19 protein-coding genes, 1 tRNA gene and 1 other annotated feature are annotated in these 16239 nt (G+C 40.0%); of the genes, 1 reads left to right on the forward strand and 19 read right to left on the reverse strand.

What is annotated here, in order from left to right:
* Position 1: 1 nt before the first annotated feature.
* The 12 genes from FOL01_RS08175 to FOL01_RS08230 all read right to left on the reverse strand — a co-directional run bounded on the left by FOL01_RS08175 (position 2) and on the right by FOL01_RS08230 (position 9426).
* Complete coding sequence (locus FOL01_RS08175; protein ID WP_075270162.1) at positions 2–535, reverse strand: restriction endonuclease subunit S; 534 nt, start codon at positions 533–535, stop codon at positions 2–4.
* Positions 525–2057 carry a class I SAM-dependent DNA methyltransferase gene (locus FOL01_RS08180; RefSeq protein ID WP_075270163.1) on the reverse strand — a complete coding sequence of 511 codons (1533 nt, stop codon included), beginning with the start codon at positions 2055–2057 and terminating at the stop codon, positions 525–527. The genes FOL01_RS08175 and FOL01_RS08180 overlap by 11 nt, the downstream gene beginning before the upstream one ends.
* A gap of 419 nt (positions 2058–2476) precedes the next feature.
* Positions 2477–2788 (reverse strand): 50S ribosomal protein L27, encoded by a 312-nt coding sequence (gene rpmA, locus FOL01_RS08185; RefSeq protein ID WP_075270164.1) that lies wholly within the window; start codon positions 2786–2788, stop codon positions 2477–2479.
* A 25-nt stretch (positions 2789–2813) separates the two neighbouring features.
* Positions 2814–3116, reverse strand: coding sequence for a 50S ribosomal protein L21 (rplU, locus tag FOL01_RS08190; RefSeq protein WP_075270165.1), 303 nt, complete (start codon positions 3114–3116; stop codon positions 2814–2816).
* Positions 3117–3145: 29 nt separating this feature from the next.
* Positions 3146–3221, reverse strand: a sequence feature (ribosomal protein L21 leader region).
* A gap of 145 nt (positions 3222–3366) precedes the next feature.
* A tRNA-Arg gene (locus tag FOL01_RS08195) sits at positions 3367–3440 on the reverse strand.
* Between the two features lie 64 nt (positions 3441–3504).
* Entirely contained in the window at positions 3505–4020 is a 516-nt protein-coding gene (locus FOL01_RS08200) for a dUTPase (protein ID WP_075270166.1), read from the reverse strand.
* A 4-nt stretch (positions 4021–4024) separates the two neighbouring features.
* Positions 4025–5047 (reverse strand): hypothetical protein, encoded by a 1023-nt coding sequence (locus FOL01_RS08205; RefSeq protein ID WP_075270167.1) that lies wholly within the window; start codon positions 5045–5047, stop codon positions 4025–4027.
* A gap of 1 nt (position 5048) precedes the next feature.
* On the reverse strand, positions 5049–5927 hold the full coding sequence (locus FOL01_RS08210) for a hypothetical protein (RefSeq protein ID WP_075270168.1): 879 nt from the start codon (positions 5925–5927) through the stop codon (positions 5049–5051).
* 147 nt (positions 5928–6074) lie between these two features.
* Positions 6075–7421: a type I glutamate--ammonia ligase gene (gene glnA / locus FOL01_RS08215; protein ID WP_075270169.1), complete on the reverse strand. Its 1347-nt coding sequence runs from the start codon at positions 7419–7421 to the stop codon at positions 6075–6077.
* A 33-nt stretch (positions 7422–7454) separates the two neighbouring features.
* Complete coding sequence (locus FOL01_RS08220; protein ID WP_075270170.1) at positions 7455–7799, reverse strand: MerR family transcriptional regulator; 345 nt, start codon at positions 7797–7799, stop codon at positions 7455–7457.
* 65 nt (positions 7800–7864) lie between these two features.
* Entirely contained in the window at positions 7865–8788 is a 924-nt protein-coding gene (miaA, locus tag FOL01_RS08225; protein ID WP_075270171.1) for a tRNA (adenosine(37)-N6)-dimethylallyltransferase MiaA, read from the reverse strand.
* A gap of 8 nt (positions 8789–8796) precedes the next feature.
* On the reverse strand, positions 8797–9426 hold the full coding sequence (locus FOL01_RS08230; protein ID WP_075270172.1) for a glycerophosphodiester phosphodiesterase: 630 nt from the start codon (positions 9424–9426) through the stop codon (positions 8797–8799).
* Positions 9427–9499: 73 nt separating this feature from the next.
* Between FOL01_RS08230 and FOL01_RS08235 the strand changes: the two genes are divergently transcribed.
* On the forward strand, positions 9500–9682 hold the full coding sequence (locus tag FOL01_RS08235; RefSeq protein WP_075270173.1) for a DUF3042 family protein: 183 nt from the start codon (positions 9500–9502) through the stop codon (positions 9680–9682).
* An 85-nt stretch (positions 9683–9767) separates the two neighbouring features.
* Here FOL01_RS08235 and FOL01_RS08240 read toward each other — a convergent pair whose 3' ends face one another.
* From FOL01_RS08240 to FOL01_RS08270, 7 genes are all read right to left on the reverse strand, one after another.
* Complete coding sequence (locus tag FOL01_RS08240) at positions 9768–10157, reverse strand: rhodanese-like domain-containing protein (RefSeq protein ID WP_075270174.1); 390 nt, start codon at positions 10155–10157, stop codon at positions 9768–9770.
* A gap of 174 nt (positions 10158–10331) precedes the next feature.
* Complete coding sequence (locus FOL01_RS08245) at positions 10332–11204, reverse strand: COG3942 and LysM peptidoglycan-binding domain-containing protein (RefSeq protein WP_237342626.1); 873 nt, start codon at positions 11202–11204, stop codon at positions 10332–10334.
* Between the two features lie 265 nt (positions 11205–11469).
* A complete protein-coding gene (locus FOL01_RS08250) occupies positions 11470–12444 on the reverse strand; it encodes an ROK family glucokinase (RefSeq protein ID WP_075270176.1) in 975 nt (324 codons plus the stop codon).
* 109 nt (positions 12445–12553) lie between these two features.
* Positions 12554–12772, reverse strand: a complete 219-nt coding sequence (locus FOL01_RS08255; protein ID WP_075270177.1) for a YqgQ family protein — start codon at positions 12770–12772, stop codon at positions 12554–12556.
* A 17-nt stretch (positions 12773–12789) separates the two neighbouring features.
* Positions 12790–13467, reverse strand: a complete 678-nt coding sequence (locus FOL01_RS08260; protein ID WP_075270178.1) for a rhomboid family intramembrane serine protease — start codon at positions 13465–13467, stop codon at positions 12790–12792.
* Positions 13464–14021, reverse strand: a complete 558-nt coding sequence (locus FOL01_RS08265) for a 5-formyltetrahydrofolate cyclo-ligase (RefSeq protein WP_075270179.1) — start codon at positions 14019–14021, stop codon at positions 13464–13466. The genes FOL01_RS08260 and FOL01_RS08265 overlap by 4 nt, the downstream gene beginning before the upstream one ends.
* 77 nt (positions 14022–14098) lie before the next feature.
* Entirely contained in the window at positions 14099–16153 is a 2055-nt protein-coding gene (locus FOL01_RS08270; RefSeq protein WP_075270180.1) for a peptidoglycan D,D-transpeptidase FtsI family protein, read from the reverse strand.
* Positions 16154–16239 lie beyond the last annotated feature (86 nt).

Consider the following 16239-nt stretch of genomic DNA (forward strand, 5'->3'; position numbering starts at 1 on the left):
GTTAGGCAGCTAAATTATCATTTATCTGATTATTAACGAGCATCTTACCGTCCAAGGATTGAAAAATATTAACAATCCGACGCTGCGTCTCTAAGTCAGGAACTTCTACTTCAAGATTAAGAATATCTCCCGGCCTAATACTTGGGTAGGCTGACGTAGATCCGCTGCCTACACTTTGGAGCGTCTCAGTCACCCATTCTTGATTCATGATTAAATAAAAGTAGTAAGGCAAGACTTTTTCTGGGTTAGGATGTAGTACAGCAAAGCCCGTGCTATAAATACGATTCGCCAACTTATTGGTAATAAATCCAAAATGTCGCTGATTTGGGCGAACAGTTGAATACACCGTATCTCCTGCCATCGCTACTCTTCTCGCACGACTAGGCGCTTGACGAAGCGATTCAAAATATTCGGCCGGTCCGAAAATTCCAGCGGTAACGCTGCCGGTATCTGCATATTCGACATCGAACACATCGTCCTTTGCTTTCAGCGTCTCCATGTTAACGGCCACTAAATCGGAAATTTTAAATCTCATAACCAATCTCCTTCAGAGCGACACGAATTTGTTCTTCAAGTTCTGCGCTCTTTTTGAATTGGTCTGATAATTCTGAGGTTAGCCGAGACATTTTCTCCTCGTATGATTCACCATCATCTTCTTGCTCCGCAAGTCCAACATAACGTCCTGGCGTTAATACATAGTCATTTTCACGAATTTCAGCAATGGTAGCTGACTTACTAAAGCCTGCTACATCGAGATAGTTTTGGTCATTAGTTCCCCGATAAGCATGATAAGTGTCAGCAATTTTATCGATGTCCTCACGAGTGAATTCCTTATGGGTTCGGTCAGCCATGTGTCCAAGTTCACGAGCATCAATAAATAATGTCTCTCCATTATGCTTGCGTTCGCCACTTGAAGCTTTATTCATATCAACAAACCACAATGATACCGGAATACCTATTGAGTAGAACATCTGTCCAGGAAGAGCAACAATTGCATCTATTTTGTCATCTTCAAGAATGGCTTTTCGGATAGCATACTCTTCCTTTGCACTCGTTGATAAAGCACCATTTGCTAAAACAAAACCAGCTTTACCATCCGGTGCTAATTTACTAATCATATGCTCGATCCATGCATAATTAGCGTTTCCCTTTGGTGGAACACCGTATGACCAACGTGAGTCCTCTTGAAGCTTATCAGCCCCCCATTCTTTCAAGTTAAATGGTGGGTTTGCCAAGACATAATCAAAGCGCTTTCCTTTGTGCAAGTCATTGGTGAAGGTATCGCCTTGGTGTGGACCAAAATCATTATCAATACCACGGATTGCAAGATTCATCTTTGCCAATTTCCAAGTTGTTGGATTAGCTTCCTGACCATAAACTGATAAGTCCGAAATAACACCTTGATGTTCCCGAACAAACTCTTCTGATTGTACAAACATACCACCAGATCCTGCAGCTGGGTCATAAATGCGTCCTTTATACGGCTCAAGCATTTCAACTAGCGTACGAACAATGGAACGTGGCGTATAGAATTCACCACCATTTTTACCTTCCTGTGCAGCAAAGTTACTCAAAAAATACTCATATACTCTTCCAAGAACATCATTCTTACGAGATTCTTCATCACCTACCTGAATGTTTGAAATAAGATCAATTACGCCACCTAATCTAACCTTATCTAAGTCAGGGGATGCATAATTTTTAGGAAGAACACCTTTGATTTGATTATTTTCACGCTCAATTGCTGTCATCGCCTTATCAATCGTTTCACCAATTTCAGGTGTCTTAGCTGAAGCAGCAATCACATCCCAACGTGCTTCCTTTGGCAACCAAAATATATTTTCGGCTGTATACATATCGCGATCCTCAGCATCCTCAGGATAATCTGATTGAATCAGTGACTCATATTTTTCATTAAAGGAATCCGAAACATATTTCAAAAAAATTAATCCTAATACAACATTCCGATACTGTGAGGCGTCCATACTCCCACGTAACTGATCTGCTGCAGACCACAATGCATCCTCTATCTTCAATTCTGCTGTTTTCTTAGCCATTCCGTCTATTCTCCATTTACTTATGAAATAAACTCGCATAGTATATTCCATGCGAACAATCTACAATACTTATTATACCAAACAATTAATTTACCCCCTGGCTCTTTCTGCTAAAGAGCCGATCCTTTATACCAAAAGTGCATACTTTAACTTGGGGGTCATTGGGATGATTGGGGTGGTATATTTTATTGGCCAAGAAAATATTGGGACCAACAATCTTCCTTGAACAAAAGCGGTGACAAACAAGTGACATTTGGTGACATTTTTGGAGTCAATTAAGGTCAATTTTGAACAAATTCATCTTATCCGTAATCACCCCTACTCAATAACAATATTACATGTCAATGACCACAAACCCTATCATAACAACAAAAAATGACCCTACTAACCGAAATTAGTAAGGCCATTTTATTAGCTAATTACTTAGCGATGATTTCTTTGTATTCTTCACGAGATACAACTGATACTTGGCGCTTGTCACGGCCCATACGAGCGAACTTTACAACACCATCAGTCAGTGCAAACAATGTATCATCGTTACCGCGACCAACGTTAACACCTGGGTAGATGTGAGTACCACGTTGGCGGTAAATGATTGATCCAGCTTTGATTTCTTGTCCGTCGGCACGCTTTGTACCTAGACGACGACCAGCTGAGTCACGACCGTTGGCTGATGAACCACCACCTTTGTGGTGAGCAAGCATCGTCAAGTTATTCAAATTTAATTGCATGATTTAAATCCTCCTATCCGATGGCTTAGGCAATTGAGTCAATGACAACCTTAGAATAAGGTTGACGGTGACCTTGCTTAGCATGTGAGTGCTTCTTTGGCTTGTACTTGAAAGTAACAACCTTCTTTTCCTTACCTTGCTTCTCAACAGTTCCTGAAACAGTAACACCTTCAACGTAAGGTGCACCTACTTTGCCATCAGCGAAGACAACTTTGTCAAAGACAACCTTGTCACCTTCTGCGGCATCCAACTTTTCGACGTAAATTACGTCGCCGGCAGAAACTTTGTATTGCTTTCCACCGTTCTCAATGATTGCATATGCTGCCATGAGTCTGTAGACCTCCATAAAAAATTTTTGTAAAAACTTAGACTCACCAATGCCCGCGAACTCAAAGAATTGCTTAATACAGGCCATGAGTGGTTGCAGTTTGTGAGATTCCACAAACACAACGTAAACTATTATAACCTAGTCAACACACAAATTCAATGGTAATGCGTTAGTTCAAGTAAATAAGTATTACAAATACAAAAATGACCTTAGGAGCGTCGATTTATCAACATTCCTAAGGTCATATTGATGCAACTGGTGGGACTCGAACCCACAACCGCTCGGGTAGAAACCGAGTGCACTATCCAGTTGTGCTACAGTTGCATATCAAATAGATGGAACGAATATGCATCCGCCTCATCTATTGTACGTTTATTTGCATAATGAATCAAGCATAGTTGTCATTAAAATTATTCTGGATTGCTTTATGGAGATCAGCTTGCGAAATACCTAACTCCACTAAACCTAATTTCAAGAATGACCGCCAAGCATGCGAAAAATCTGCTTGACGTTTTTGATGATAACTGTTTAACAACATCGTCTTAATGCCCATAAATTGATGGGCTAAATGCCGTTGTGGAAAACGACCAAATTGTGCAATATCTTCATCAGTCATAACCATTAAATGCGTCCACTGTTGTCGCAAACTAATCGTCAAAAACTGAACAAATGCTTGACTATACAAAGCTAACACTTCTTGTTCATCTTGCCGTGGCTGCTTACCAGGGACATTTAATAATACCGATTGTGTTTTGAATGTCAACTCACTTAAACTGACATCTAAGTTAAGATAGTCATTCAATAAAATTTGTTTCGGACCAATCGGTGTTTCCCATTGTACACTGACTTCATGCATCATGTCCCTAGTTTGTCGCAAATATTTTGCAATATCCAACTCCGTCATATGACTACGACTCCTCTGCAGATGCTACTGAGTGTGGTGACAAAACTTCTGGCTGCACAGCCGCTTCTTTAGCTTCAGCCTCACGGGCTTCAACTTCTTGTAAGTTCTGATCAAAAACCAATGGTTCACTTTCAACCTCGATGAATTGTCGTTCAACAAGATACCAAGCACCAATAAAATCATAATCCAACAATACATCTAACCACGATACGCTATCATTGCCATCAATGACTTGGAAATGCCACCGTTGCGCATCCGTTGCCGTTGCATCATTAACATAAAAGACACGTACTTCAACATTATTTTCCAAAACTAATCCGGCACCATTAGGAATTGCTTGTAAGAAATAATCTGAATCAGCAGATAAGACGAATAGCCGATCCAATATACCTGCGGGCATTTCCTTTTGGCGTAACGGATATAGGAAGTCATCTGTCGTTTCCAAAATATTGTAGTCAACTTGATAACCAAACGTGGCTTCCATATAACGGCCAAACTTAGTTAACAACGTAACCAATGGTCGAATACGGGCAACGGTAGTCTTCTTTCGAAAATTCTCAACTAACAAATCTGTAATTGATTCTGCATTAAAAAAGATTTGCTTACGAGTTAGTGACCAATAGAATAACCGCTTATTAGTTCCTAATTCTTTAAAGTATGCCCCACCATTTTGATCATGGTTTACCTCAAATTGGAAAGTTGCTGGTATATCTAACTCTGGAAATACCAATGTTAATTCTTCCCGTTCTGCTGGCGTCAAAATATCATAATCAGTAACGGCAGCAAAACTCAAGAAACGATCAAGCGCTAGCATATACCAGTCTGCCTGTGAGTATTGGCGTGGCACAACGACCCAATCTGTATCTAGAGTTGCTGTGGTTAATTGTTGCGCTAGCAAATGAACTTTTTTTGGATCCGTCGCATTCGCTAGTTCATTAACTTGCGCCAACAATTGTTGAATTCGTCCGATATCATCTGCCAAAATTTTGACATATGAATCAACACGCTTTTGTAGGTGCTCAGTCATCTTAAACACCCCCTTCTTCAGCTGCTGCAGCTAAACTACCAACATAATTTTCGTATAAACTACCAACTGCTTGTTGGAATTCATCAAATGTACCAAATGTATCGGTAATGGCTCGTTGCTCATAAATTAAAATCGTATCTTCTTTAGAATAATTCAAAATCTGCGTATTATTTTCGGCAATCAAAGCTGGCACTTTTTGCGACTTAGCATCAGCTGAATCGAGCTGCTTTAAGCGTTCCTTCAAGACTTCACGTTGTTCAGATTGACCACGATTACCAAATAACCCACCACGTTCTTCAGATGACGACAATTGCGCCAAAAGTTGTGTACGTTCAGCATCACGTTGATTTTGTTCATCAACGACTTTTTGCAAGGTTTCATTTGCACGCGTTGTATCTTCAATTACTTGTGAATTATACCGTTGACCATGTGCTGATAGTTCAACTGCTTTTTCTAATTTTTCATACTCATCATCATTAAAAATAAATTTAACTGCCAAGGGATCTAGAATACCAAAATGGCGGCGATCCCACCAGTTTCCAAAGTACAGCTGAAAAACGCCCAATTGGGTTTCTTCATAATAAAAGAAAGGAAATGTTTCAGACAAATAGTTGATTAACTTTTGTCCTAGATGATGACTTAATTCATCTTTCATATCGTCCACCAAAACTGCCAATGGGCGATTTGTTTCTGTTTCAGACTTTTGACGTACTTTTAAATCATACTTTTGGCTATCTAATAACTCATATATCTGTCGGTCGTCCCCCGCAACAACCGCCGATTGAATACTAGTTAAATAATCTAGTTTCGTCTGCAACTTTTGTTGTAACACGGATTGATTCGACGGTAAATCTGTCTGAATGTATGGCGTACTTTCCATCTCAACCCCTCCTATTTTTATAATAATTGATAAATTGATTCAATTTAGCTATTAAAATAATAGCCTACTACTATCATACAACCTAAACTTAAAAAACAGCGTAACTTGTGTACAAGTTAGCGCTGTTTTTATAAGTTTTTAACAATTTTAGTACTGTTCTAGATAAGTATCAATCTCCCACTGTGAAACTTCACGACGGTAGGCTTGATACTCAAGACGTTTAGCATCAATGAATGTACGTCCCATATGCTTACCAAGAGCTGCCATAACAACTTCATCTTCTTCTAGCTTATTAACTGCTTCGAATAGCGTATCAGGTAGGTCGGTAATACCAGCCCGACGGCGTTCCGCTTCATCCATCAAATAGATGTTACGGTCCACTGCATGCTTTGGTTCTAACTTATGCTCAATACCATCTAACCCTGCTCCCAAGATAGCAGCGAAGGTCAAATATGGATTTGCTGTTGGATCAACAGAACGTAATTCTAGACGGGTAGAATTACCACGTGATGATGGCACGCGAACCATAGGCGAACGATTTGAACCTGACCAAGCAATATAAACAGGTGCTTCATAACCAGGCGTTAGACGCTTATATGAATTAACCGTTGGATTAGTGATAGCCGTATAGTTAGCCGCATGTGCCAAGATACCACCCAAGAAGTGGTATGCCGTATCAGATAATTGCAACTCACCGTTTTCATCATAGAAAACATTACCATCATCAGTGAACAAAGACATGTTAACGTGCATACCATTACCATTGATACCTGAAATTGGCTTTGGCAAGAAGGTTGCATATAACCCATGCTTACGTGCAATGGTCTTAACAATCATCTTAAATGTTTGAATATTATCAGCAGCATCTAATGCATCAGCATATTTGAAGTCAACCTCATGCTGGCCTGGTGCAACTTCGTGGTGTGCAGCTTCTACTTCAAAGCCCATCTTTTCCATTTCAAGCACGATTTCACGACGAGTGTTTTCTCCCATGTCTAATGGTGCCAAATCAAAATAGCCACCCTTATCATTTAGGTTCATCGTTGGCTTACCGTTTTGATCCATCTTCAACAAGAAAAACTCAGGCTCAGTACCCAGGTTAAACTTTGTATAACCATCAGCTTCCATTTGCTTCAAAACACGCTTTAAGTTATTACGTGGATCTCCTGCAAATGGCTCACGATCTGCTGTATAAATATCGGCAATTAGACGAGCAACTTTACCACCATGTTCGTCAGTTGCCCATGGGAAAATCATAAATGTGTCTAAGTCAGGATAAAGGTACATATCTGATTCTTCAATACGCACAAACCCTTCGATGGATGAGCCATCAAACATTAGTTTGTTAGCTAAAACCTTCTCTAATTGAGACACTGGCACCTCAACGTTCTTGATGTTGCCAAATACGTCTGAAAATTGTAAACGCAAAAACTCAACTTTTTCATCAGCAATTTTCTGTCGAATATCATCTTTTGTGTATGCTCTACGTACCATCGTTCAATTCTCCTTTATACTATAAAAACACTCTTAAAACTTTTGTTTTCCGTTAAGCCGTCCGATATTTAACAACTCATCAGCTAACATATGACGTAAACTTTCTTCCGAAGGTTCTTTCGTATGCTTTCTTTGTTGCTTTTGGTCAACTTCATGAATCTCAGCAACGGTATACCCAGCATCCAAATACTCAGCAATTTGGAGCAAACGATCGACATCGTCCAATGAAAAACGACGCTGTTTACCTGCACCTCTTTGAGGCTCAATCAACCCTTGCTGGTCATAATAACGTACTTGACGATCTGACAAACCTGTTAATTCTCGCACAACGCTCATTGGTAAGACAGCTAAATCACGTCGTAATTCTCGTTCACTCATATCACTGACCTCCCTATGACTAGCATATTACCACGCTCGTGCGCGTTGGTGATCATCAATGTCACCTATTCTAACATGAAGTCAGTTAATTGGTCTATGATTTGGTCTAACTGCGCTGGTTGTTGTACTAAGTCATACCAGTGGATATCATGAAATTGGTTGTTAAACCAAGTCATTTGACGTTTCGCATAACGACGCGAGGCCCGTTTTAATTTTACCACTGCCTCGTCATAAGTGGCAGTCTCATTAAGATATCCAAATAATTCTTTATAACCAATGGCACGTTTAGCCGTACTCTCATCAGGTAGTTGGTAAACTAATTTCGCTTCATCCAAAATACCTGACACCATCATGTCATCGACCCGTTGATTGATGCGTTCATACAACAATGGACGATCTGTTGTTAAGCCGACAATCAAAGCGTCATATTGACGTTTGGGTTCTGGTTGTAATGATGAAAAGGGCTGTCCAGTATGGGTACTAACTAATAACGTTCGTACTAAACGCCGAATTTGTCCTGGTAAAATGCGCGCTTCACTTACTGAATCAACTTTTTTTAGAGCATCTCGGAGAACCTGTTCCCCCTCCGTATGGGCAATCGTTGTCCAATGTTGCACAAAATCTGGATCATCAATATCTGGCGTCTGTGCTAAAGGCCGGTCTCCCAGTAAAGCTTGTACGTAAAACCCGGTTCCCCCAACTAATATTGGTAGTTTTCCGCGAGCACTAATAGCCGCAATTGCATCTTGCGCTGCAGTCACAAACTTTGCTGCCGAATAGTTTTCATCGGAATCAGCAATGTCGATTAAGTGATGTGGGGCTGCTGCTTGCTCAACAGGTGTTGCCTTAGCTGTCCCAATATTTAAGTCACGATAAATTTGCATTGAATCACCGGATACAATTTCGCCATCAAACTTTTGAGCTAATTTAATGGACAATGCTGTCTTACCAACAGCAGTCGGACCGACAATAACAACAATTTTTTGCATAATTAATTTTATTTCCTTTTTCGATACTTCAGTGCTTGTTTGATATCATCAGTAATAACGGCCGCAACATTGAGGTGCATTAATAATCCCGTCACACTTGGACGATTAATCGTCCACCAATAGGTTGGCAACCACCATGGTGATAATAGCCGTAAAGGAGCATAACGATAATCTAAGTTGACTTGCTGAATAATTTTATCTTTTGCCAATCGCCAGCAAAGTCGGTTGGGATAATGTCGCAAATAGCCAATTGGTATGCGCTTGTCTAACGCCCGCCATTCACGCAATGGTTGTTCCCAAAATGATTGCAGCATCAGCTGATTCGATAATCCAGCAGCTTGCAATTGCTTGTATAGCTCTTTTGCCCCGTCACGACCTTTTAATTCAATCAACAAAAAGCCGTCGTAATGTGATGCTTTGATTAAAGCCAGAAAATCCTTAAAGGTTGGTAAATTCTTGGTTTCTTCTGCGTTTATATCGTGTTTCACAACTAACCGGTGGTTAGCCAGTTGGACATCAAGTTCTAATCCCTCGGCATCCATGTCGATTGCTCGTTGAAAAGCGGCCAAAGAATTTTCTTTTGTACCACGATCATGGACACCACGATGGGCAATGATAGTTCTTTTTGGTAAATGCATTTTAACACCTCTATTTTTTAAATACTGTTAAATATGTTAAAATAATCTTAGTAAAAATTTGGAGGATCATCGTATGAAAAAATTTGGGGTTGGCGTTCTTACCGGCGTTGCAAGTACCGTTGCAGCCGCAGCAACAGCTGCTGTTACTTTCCATAAGGTTGCCGTTAAACCGGTTATCGATGAAGAAGAAAAATTCGAAGAAACTGAGCGTAAGTCTGCTCGCAAGGCTGCCCAATCACACGGTAGCCGCTTCTAATAACTACATGATAACAAAAAACCAGCTAAATGGTGTATTAACCTTTGATTGATAAGATTAATGCATCATCGAGCTGGTTTTATTTTTATTGATTAGACTTTACTTTACCCTTGTAATCAGCAAAGCCATTTTTCAAGACATACACTTGATCGTAGCCATCTTTTTTCAAGGTATTTGCCATACGCGCAGCAAATTGCATATTTTCATCATACAAAAAGACAGGCTTGTCTTTACGAAGAGCTGCATGATTTTCCTTCAACATCATATATTGAATATTACGTGCGCCAAAAACATGCTTTGACTTAAATTTGGCTGGTTCACGGATATCAACGATGTCATGGCCGTGGCTTTGTGACTCGAAGTCCTCAGATGAAAGTACAGTTGCAGATTTCTTTAACAAACTGTTCGTCCACAACTTGTTACCAACATACCACAAGAACCAAAGTAAAATAATCGTAAATAGCGTTATCCACATGCTATAATTCCCCATTTCTTAACTCATACTTATAATATCATATCAAAAATTCCATCAGAAATCTTTTCTAAAAATATAATTAATACATTTTTACACAAAAAGCCTGAGACATTTACTTTTGTCCCAGGCTTTTCTACTTTAAATTACTGCTCATTTATTATTTAAGGGTAATAATTAATGGATGAATGTCAAACCTGAAGCAGAAATTGTACGTGTATGGTAAGCCATACCTGCAAAATTACCTTCAGAAATTGTAATTGAATCACCATTAACTGAGTCAACCACAGCAACGTGTCCCAAAGCGCCAGCACCTTGAGAACCAGCACCAAAGACAACTACTGAACCAGTTGATGGTTGACCATCAACTGTACGTCCAGCAGCAGCGGCAGATGCGCCCCATCCAGAAGCATTTCCCCAGTTGTTACCAACCCATGACAAGGCGTTCTTAACAAACCATGTGCATTGTCCGGCTGGGTATGAATTACCTGCTGTACTGTAAGTTGGTACAGCGTGTGTTGCTGTTGACATAGTAGTTGGCTGTGCTGTTGATGTTGTAGCAGTCTTTTCTACTTTTTGAGTTTGTGTATCTGCTTGTTGAGCTTGTGTATCTGCTTGTTGAGCTTGAGTGTCCGCACTCTCAGCAGTGGCTTCAGCATTGACCTTAGTATCATCAGCCTTAGGTGCAACATTTGTGTTAGTTGCTTTGGCTGCTGAAGCGTCTAACTTCAAGGTTTCGCCAACATGGATTGAATTAACGTCTGACACACCATTAGCAGCTGCAATCTCATCAACTGATAGATCTGTTGCAGAAGCAATTGTTGACAATGTATCACCTGATTGAACAGTGTATTCCTTACCAGCTGTTAGCAAAACAGACTTAACATCATCAACAGTCTTTGCACGCCATGAAGCATGCGTATCATTACTATCACTTGTTTCATCAGCAGAAACAGTTGTTGTTTGTGTCATAGGTAAAATTGCAGCGGCAGCAGCAGTTGCAGCGGCAATAAGCCAACCCTTGTTTGAACGTTGTACATTTGAAGTCATTTGTTTATTCCCCTTGATTTGTGATTGCTCTCTCAGCGATGTTTTTATAGTAGCAAATTGATTTAACATCCGAGTTACATTGATATAACAGTATTTTAATAAAAATTTAGGGTTTTCCTGTTAGTCACAAATTTACTTATTCACAAAAAAGGTTGATATATCAAGGTTTCCAAACAAAATTTAAAGACTTTATTAAGAAAAATATGTCTCCTTTACAAAAAAATAATTTGTAACAAAATGTTACAAATTATCCAAAGTTTTATTTTTAATTCTCAGCTTGTGCCTGCAATGCCAAAGAAGCAGCACCATATGCACCAGCATCATTGCCCAATTCGGCTAGTTTCAATTCAGTCACATGACGTGTCATCTTGAAAGCAAAGTCATTGAAATTCTTTTGTACTCGAGTAAGTAGGAAATCACCTGCTGCTGAAACACCACCGCCAATAACGATTGCTGATGGGTTCAACAAATTAGCAATATTTGCCGTTGCCAGGCCAAGATAAAATGCCACCTTATCAACGACTTCATTAGCTAGGTAATCACCTTCCTTAGCTAGGTCGAACACGATTTTTGATGTTATTTCTTCACCATTTGACACCATTGCTTTTAACTTTGAATCACCAGCATAAGCATCAGCATAATCATGTGCTAAGTGGACGACCCCTGTGGCAGATGCATATTGCTCTAAGCAACCATAGTTACCACAAGTACACTGGTAACCACCAGGCTCAACGATCATATGTCCCACTTCACCAGCAGCTCCCTTAGCCCCATGAATCATTTTTCCTTCATTGACTAAGCCACCACCAACGCCTGTGCCAAGCGTTACAAAGACAACTTCCGGTTGATTGTTACCAGCACCACGCCATTGCTCGCCTAATGCGGCTGCATTGGCATCATTATCAACTGCGACCGGGAACCCTAAGCCAGCCTCTAAATCGGCCTTAACATTTTGTGATTCTTTCCAATTTAGGTTAAAGGCACCTTGGACGGTACCGTCTTTTTCATTAACAGTTCCTGGCGTTCCCATACCAACACCAATAATACGTTCTTTATCTAATTGATACAGATCAAGATGATAGTTAATTGAATCAATAATATCAGGAACAATGTGACTACCCTCATCAAGGATATTGGTTTGAATAGACCATTTTTGTTGAATATCACCAGTTGCAGTCATAATTGCAAACTTAATTGTGGTACCACCTAAATCAATCCCGATTAATTTATCTTTCGCCATGACTTAAAACCTCTTTTTCAAAAAAATATTATAAAATCTCCAACGCTTTCAAGACCATTATACCGGTAACGCAGACATTATACAATAGATTTGTGGAACCGTTTACAAATTATTTTGTTGATTCAATCCCTTGGCGTCGTTCTTCCATCTCATGCTCATGGGTTAATACTAATTTCACTTGCGCATATCTTTTGTTTTCTAGTAAGCCCGCCTTATATAAATTATCAACTTCAATGGCGGCCAATTCAATGTCCCACAAACGGTTACCCAAGTGAATGTAAATATCGTATTTTTTCAATAATTGTAAAACATCTAAAAAGGTTTTCATGTTTCTTACTCCTCAATTTAGCGAATGCTTAAACCGACTGTTAGTAGAACGCCAATATAAACGACCAGCGCCAACGCAGCTACTAACACTTGTTTGCTTGATGCCTGACCTTTTTTCAACAAAAGTGGTGCAAGTAAAAAACCACCAGCTAAACCACCAATATGGGCACTAATTGCAATATTTGATCCACCAATAACAGGTATTAAGGACAGGATAACAAACAGGCCTAAGGTCTTCGCTTGCGCTAACCAAAACCCTTGTTTGTCCAATAATCCCATTAGAAAGATCATTCCAAACAAGCCAAAAATACCACCGGAAGCACCTGCAGATATTGCATTAGCGGATCCAAAAGCTAGTGAATTCAAACTACCAAGACCAACAGCAGCAATGTAGCCAATAAAATATCTAACACTGCCAAAATATTGTTCTAATAACCGACCAACATAATACAGTGTAATCATATTAAGTACCAAATGCATTAGGGTCACATGAAGAAAGCCTGCGGTAATCATCCGCCACCATTGGCCCATGTACACAACTGACGGTTTAAACATTGCCCCTAGTTGATAGAGTGCTGGGGTTGATACTGTCATTTGACCACTGATGATTACTTCGCCAATAAAAATGACGACCATTAATATAATTAGTGAAACAGTTATTGGCGCTTGTTGCCAACTTATTTTAAAATTTCTCATTTGGATTCCTTATCTAATACAATTACCTGATCAACACGCTGATCAGTTGCTTCAATTGACCAAGTTGGTTGTTCATATAAATTTTTTGTAATGGTTGTGGCAACCTTGGTTGCGGTAGTATTTGGTAGCCAACGGTCATAATAGCCCCCACCAAACCCAATCCGATCACCATTTGGAGTGAATGCAAGTCCAGGTACCAAAACAAAATCAATTTCATCTGGTGAAACTATTCGACCACCAACCGGTTCCAGCATACCAAATTTATGTCGAGCATAGACTGTATCTTGGTCAATTGTCGTAAATTCCATCTGTCGTTTTGGTAGCACCCGCGGTAACACGACTGTTTTGTTTTGTAGTAGCGCAATTTGAATTAATAGTTCAGTGGATAGTTCATCGTCCTGTGACATCGTTAGCGCCACCACTTGTGCTTGTTCCCAAGTTGGCAAAGCGGTCACTTTTTTGACCATATTTTGCATCAGGTACGTTTGCATCATTTCAGTCATCCCCGCCAAGTTAGCTAAGGCCAGTTCGCGAATTACTAGTTTTGTTGTCATATTCCCTCCATACAATAAAAGCACCAAATGTTTTCCCGCTCTTAATGATTGGTGTCATTTGGTGCTTCCATTATAAACTATTTTTTAGCTGATCCTGAATCTTGCACATCTTTCCAATATGCTTTATAAATATCTTTCGCAATCTTTTGGTTAACATTTTCATCTTCCTGATTAACACCTGGCACAACAATTGCCAGAGCAACATCAGAATTAGGAACAAATGAAATTAGTGAACTAGTTAATGTTGATTGGCCATTTGTAAAGGTTTCAGCCGTACCAGTTTTAGCAGAAACTCCTGGCTTGATATCCTTTAGACCAGTTCCAGTGGCATACTTTGAACTACTATGAACAACATCATTCATACCATCCCAAATCATTTGACGCTGTGCAGACGTCCAGTTAACCGTTCCCATCACTTCCGATGGAACAGTTGTCGTGATTTTGTTCTTATCACGGTCACGCGTTGTAATCGACTGGACGATATGTGGACGAATACGGTACCCACCATTAGCAATCGTTGCAACATACTGGGCAAGTTGCATCGTGGTATACGTGTCATATTGTCCGAATGACTCATCTAACGCTTTACCAATATCCGAACGAGAGGTCTCACCACGAATTCCAGTAATTTCACCGGGCAAATCAATCCCCGTTTTTACACCAAGACCAAAGCGTGAGAAACCATCACGCATTGTCTGGAAGACATTGGTTGGTAATGATGACAATGACATACCGTCAGAATAGTTTAAACCACCTAATTTCAACATCACTTGCATGACATACGTATTGGATGACATCATCAAGGCTTGATCAGCTGTTAGCGGCATATTACCACTACCATTTTGGTTCCACCACGACGTCTTAGGAGATGTCCCCGCAACCTTAATTGGCTGGTCAGTCAATGTACTATTTTGCGGTGTAATAACATTATTCATAAAACCAGTTGTTATCGTAGCAGGCTTAACGACCGAACCGACAACATTAGCTTGATTAACCGTTGATAAAGCATCTGATGTCACTGAACCCGTTGACGAATCACGGTTTACACCAGCACTGGCATAAACACCACCCGTTTTCGGATTCAACACGACTGCATAAGCACCAGTCGTATTACCACCAGGAATCTTATCCTTCAACACTTGCTCGACATCATTTTGGAATTTATTATTGATTGTCAAATTCAGGTTACCACCAGCTTGACCCGAGTAAAGTGTTTCTTCATTGGTCTTATCGTTATTACCTGATGTTACCTTGACGCGTCCCTTAGACCCTTTCAACGTATCTTCGTATTGCTTCTCTAGATATGATGTTCCAACAATATCATCTCGTGAATACCCCTTCGTTAATAGTTCATTAACTGAGTCAGATGGTAAGCCACTCTTTGAGGTTGACGTACCACCAACCAATGACTTAATACCTTCGCCCTCCGGATAATCACGCGTGTAGTAAATACCAACCCGCACACCTGGCATCTTAGACTGTCGTTCACCGATGTTAGCAATCTCCGACTGCTTCACATCATCTTCCTTAAGATAAACCGTTGATAATGAATAGGCATTAGACATCTTTTGGAAAATCAATGCCCGATTCTTTTGCGCATCTGTTAATGTGAACTTATCCTGATGCTTTTCAATATAATTTGTTAATGCATCCACATACGGATCAGTCCCTGGTGCTGCATCCGTACCAGAAGCCTTCGCAACTGCTTTCGCGTGCTTTGGCGACTGAATATAATATTTAGCAAAATTAGCAGCCGATAATTCTTCAGAACTGGTATCAATCGTGACATATTTACCAACTTGATTAGCAACTTTGTACATCTGCTTATCAGTAATTGTACGTGGCTTTGTATACGTAATGGCCTGTGAACCTTTGTTCGTCACCAATACTTTACCAGTACTATCGTAGATTAGCCCACGTTGCACATTGGTTTTTTCAATGCTGGATTCAGCGCTAGTTACCTCTGTTTTATATTTGGCACTATCCGTGATTTGTAAATCAACCAATCGCCATCCTAATGCTACTAGCATTAAAATCACGATACCCATTAAAACATTTAGCCGAACTGGTATCCGCGACATTGAACCTTTTCTAGTTTTACGACGGCCACCACGGCGCTTAGGAGATCGCATAATCTAAACCCTTTCCTTCATTCTCTAGTCTACCCATTGTAGCATAAATCACGACGACCAAGCCTTAATCGAGTAACCGGATTTTC

The sequence above is a fragment of the Weissella thailandensis genome (genome assembly GCF_001932615.1).
GTDB classification, from domain to species: Bacteria; Bacillota; Bacilli; order Lactobacillales; family Lactobacillaceae; genus Weissella; species Weissella thailandensis.

Bases quoted from the DNA above. Each gene is read 5' to 3' on its own strand.
- FOL01_RS08175 (WP_075270162.1), bottom strand. From the start codon at position 535: ATGAGATTTAAAATTTCCGATTTAGTGGCCGTTAACATGGAGACGCTG.
- FOL01_RS08180 (WP_075270163.1), bottom strand. From the start codon at position 2,057: ATGGCTAAGAAAACAGCAGAATTGAAGATAGAGGATGCATTGTGGTCT.
- rpmA (WP_075270164.1), bottom strand. From the start codon at position 2,788: ATGCAATTAAATTTGAATAACTTGACGATGCTTGCTCACCACAAAGGT.
- rplU (WP_075270165.1), bottom strand. From the start codon at position 3,116: ATGGCAGCATATGCAATCATTGAGAACGGTGGAAAGCAATACAAAGTT.
- FOL01_RS08200 (WP_075270166.1), bottom strand. From the start codon at position 4,020: ATGACGGAGTTGGATATTGCAAAATATTTGCGACAAACTAGGGACATG.
- FOL01_RS08205 (WP_075270167.1), bottom strand. From the start codon at position 5,047: ATGACTGAGCACCTACAAAAGCGTGTTGATTCATATGTCAAAATTTTG.
- FOL01_RS08210 (WP_075270168.1), bottom strand. From the start codon at position 5,927: ATGGAAAGTACGCCATACATTCAGACAGATTTACCGTCGAATCAATCC.
- glnA (WP_075270169.1), bottom strand. From the start codon at position 7,421: ATGGTACGTAGAGCATACACAAAAGATGATATTCGACAGAAAATTGCT.
- FOL01_RS08220 (WP_075270170.1), bottom strand. From the start codon at position 7,799: ATGAGTGAACGAGAATTACGACGTGATTTAGCTGTCTTACCAATGAGC.
- miaA (WP_075270171.1), bottom strand. From the start codon at position 8,788: ATGCAAAAAATTGTTGTTATTGTCGGTCCGACTGCTGTTGGTAAGACA.
- FOL01_RS08230 (WP_075270172.1), bottom strand. From the start codon at position 9,426: ATGCATTTACCAAAAAGAACTATCATTGCCCATCGTGGTGTCCATGAT.
- FOL01_RS08235 (WP_075270173.1), top strand. From the start codon at position 9,500: ATGAAAAAATTTGGGGTTGGCGTTCTTACCGGCGTTGCAAGTACCGTT.
- FOL01_RS08240 (WP_075270174.1), bottom strand. From the start codon at position 10,157: ATGTGGATAACGCTATTTACGATTATTTTACTTTGGTTCTTGTGGTAT.
- FOL01_RS08245 (WP_237342626.1), bottom strand. From the start codon at position 11,204: ATGACTTCAAATGTACAACGTTCAAACAAGGGTTGGCTTATTGCCGCT.
- FOL01_RS08250 (WP_075270176.1), bottom strand. From the start codon at position 12,444: ATGGCGAAAGATAAATTAATCGGGATTGATTTAGGTGGTACCACAATT.
- FOL01_RS08255 (WP_075270177.1), bottom strand. From the start codon at position 12,772: ATGAAAACCTTTTTAGATGTTTTACAATTATTGAAAAAATACGATATT.
- FOL01_RS08260 (WP_075270178.1), bottom strand. From the start codon at position 13,467: ATGAGAAATTTTAAAATAAGTTGGCAACAAGCGCCAATAACTGTTTCA.
- FOL01_RS08265 (WP_075270179.1), bottom strand. From the start codon at position 14,021: ATGACAACAAAACTAGTAATTCGCGAACTGGCCTTAGCTAACTTGGCG.
- FOL01_RS08270 (WP_075270180.1), bottom strand. From the start codon at position 16,153: ATGCGATCTCCTAAGCGCCGTGGTGGCCGTCGTAAAACTAGAAAAGGT.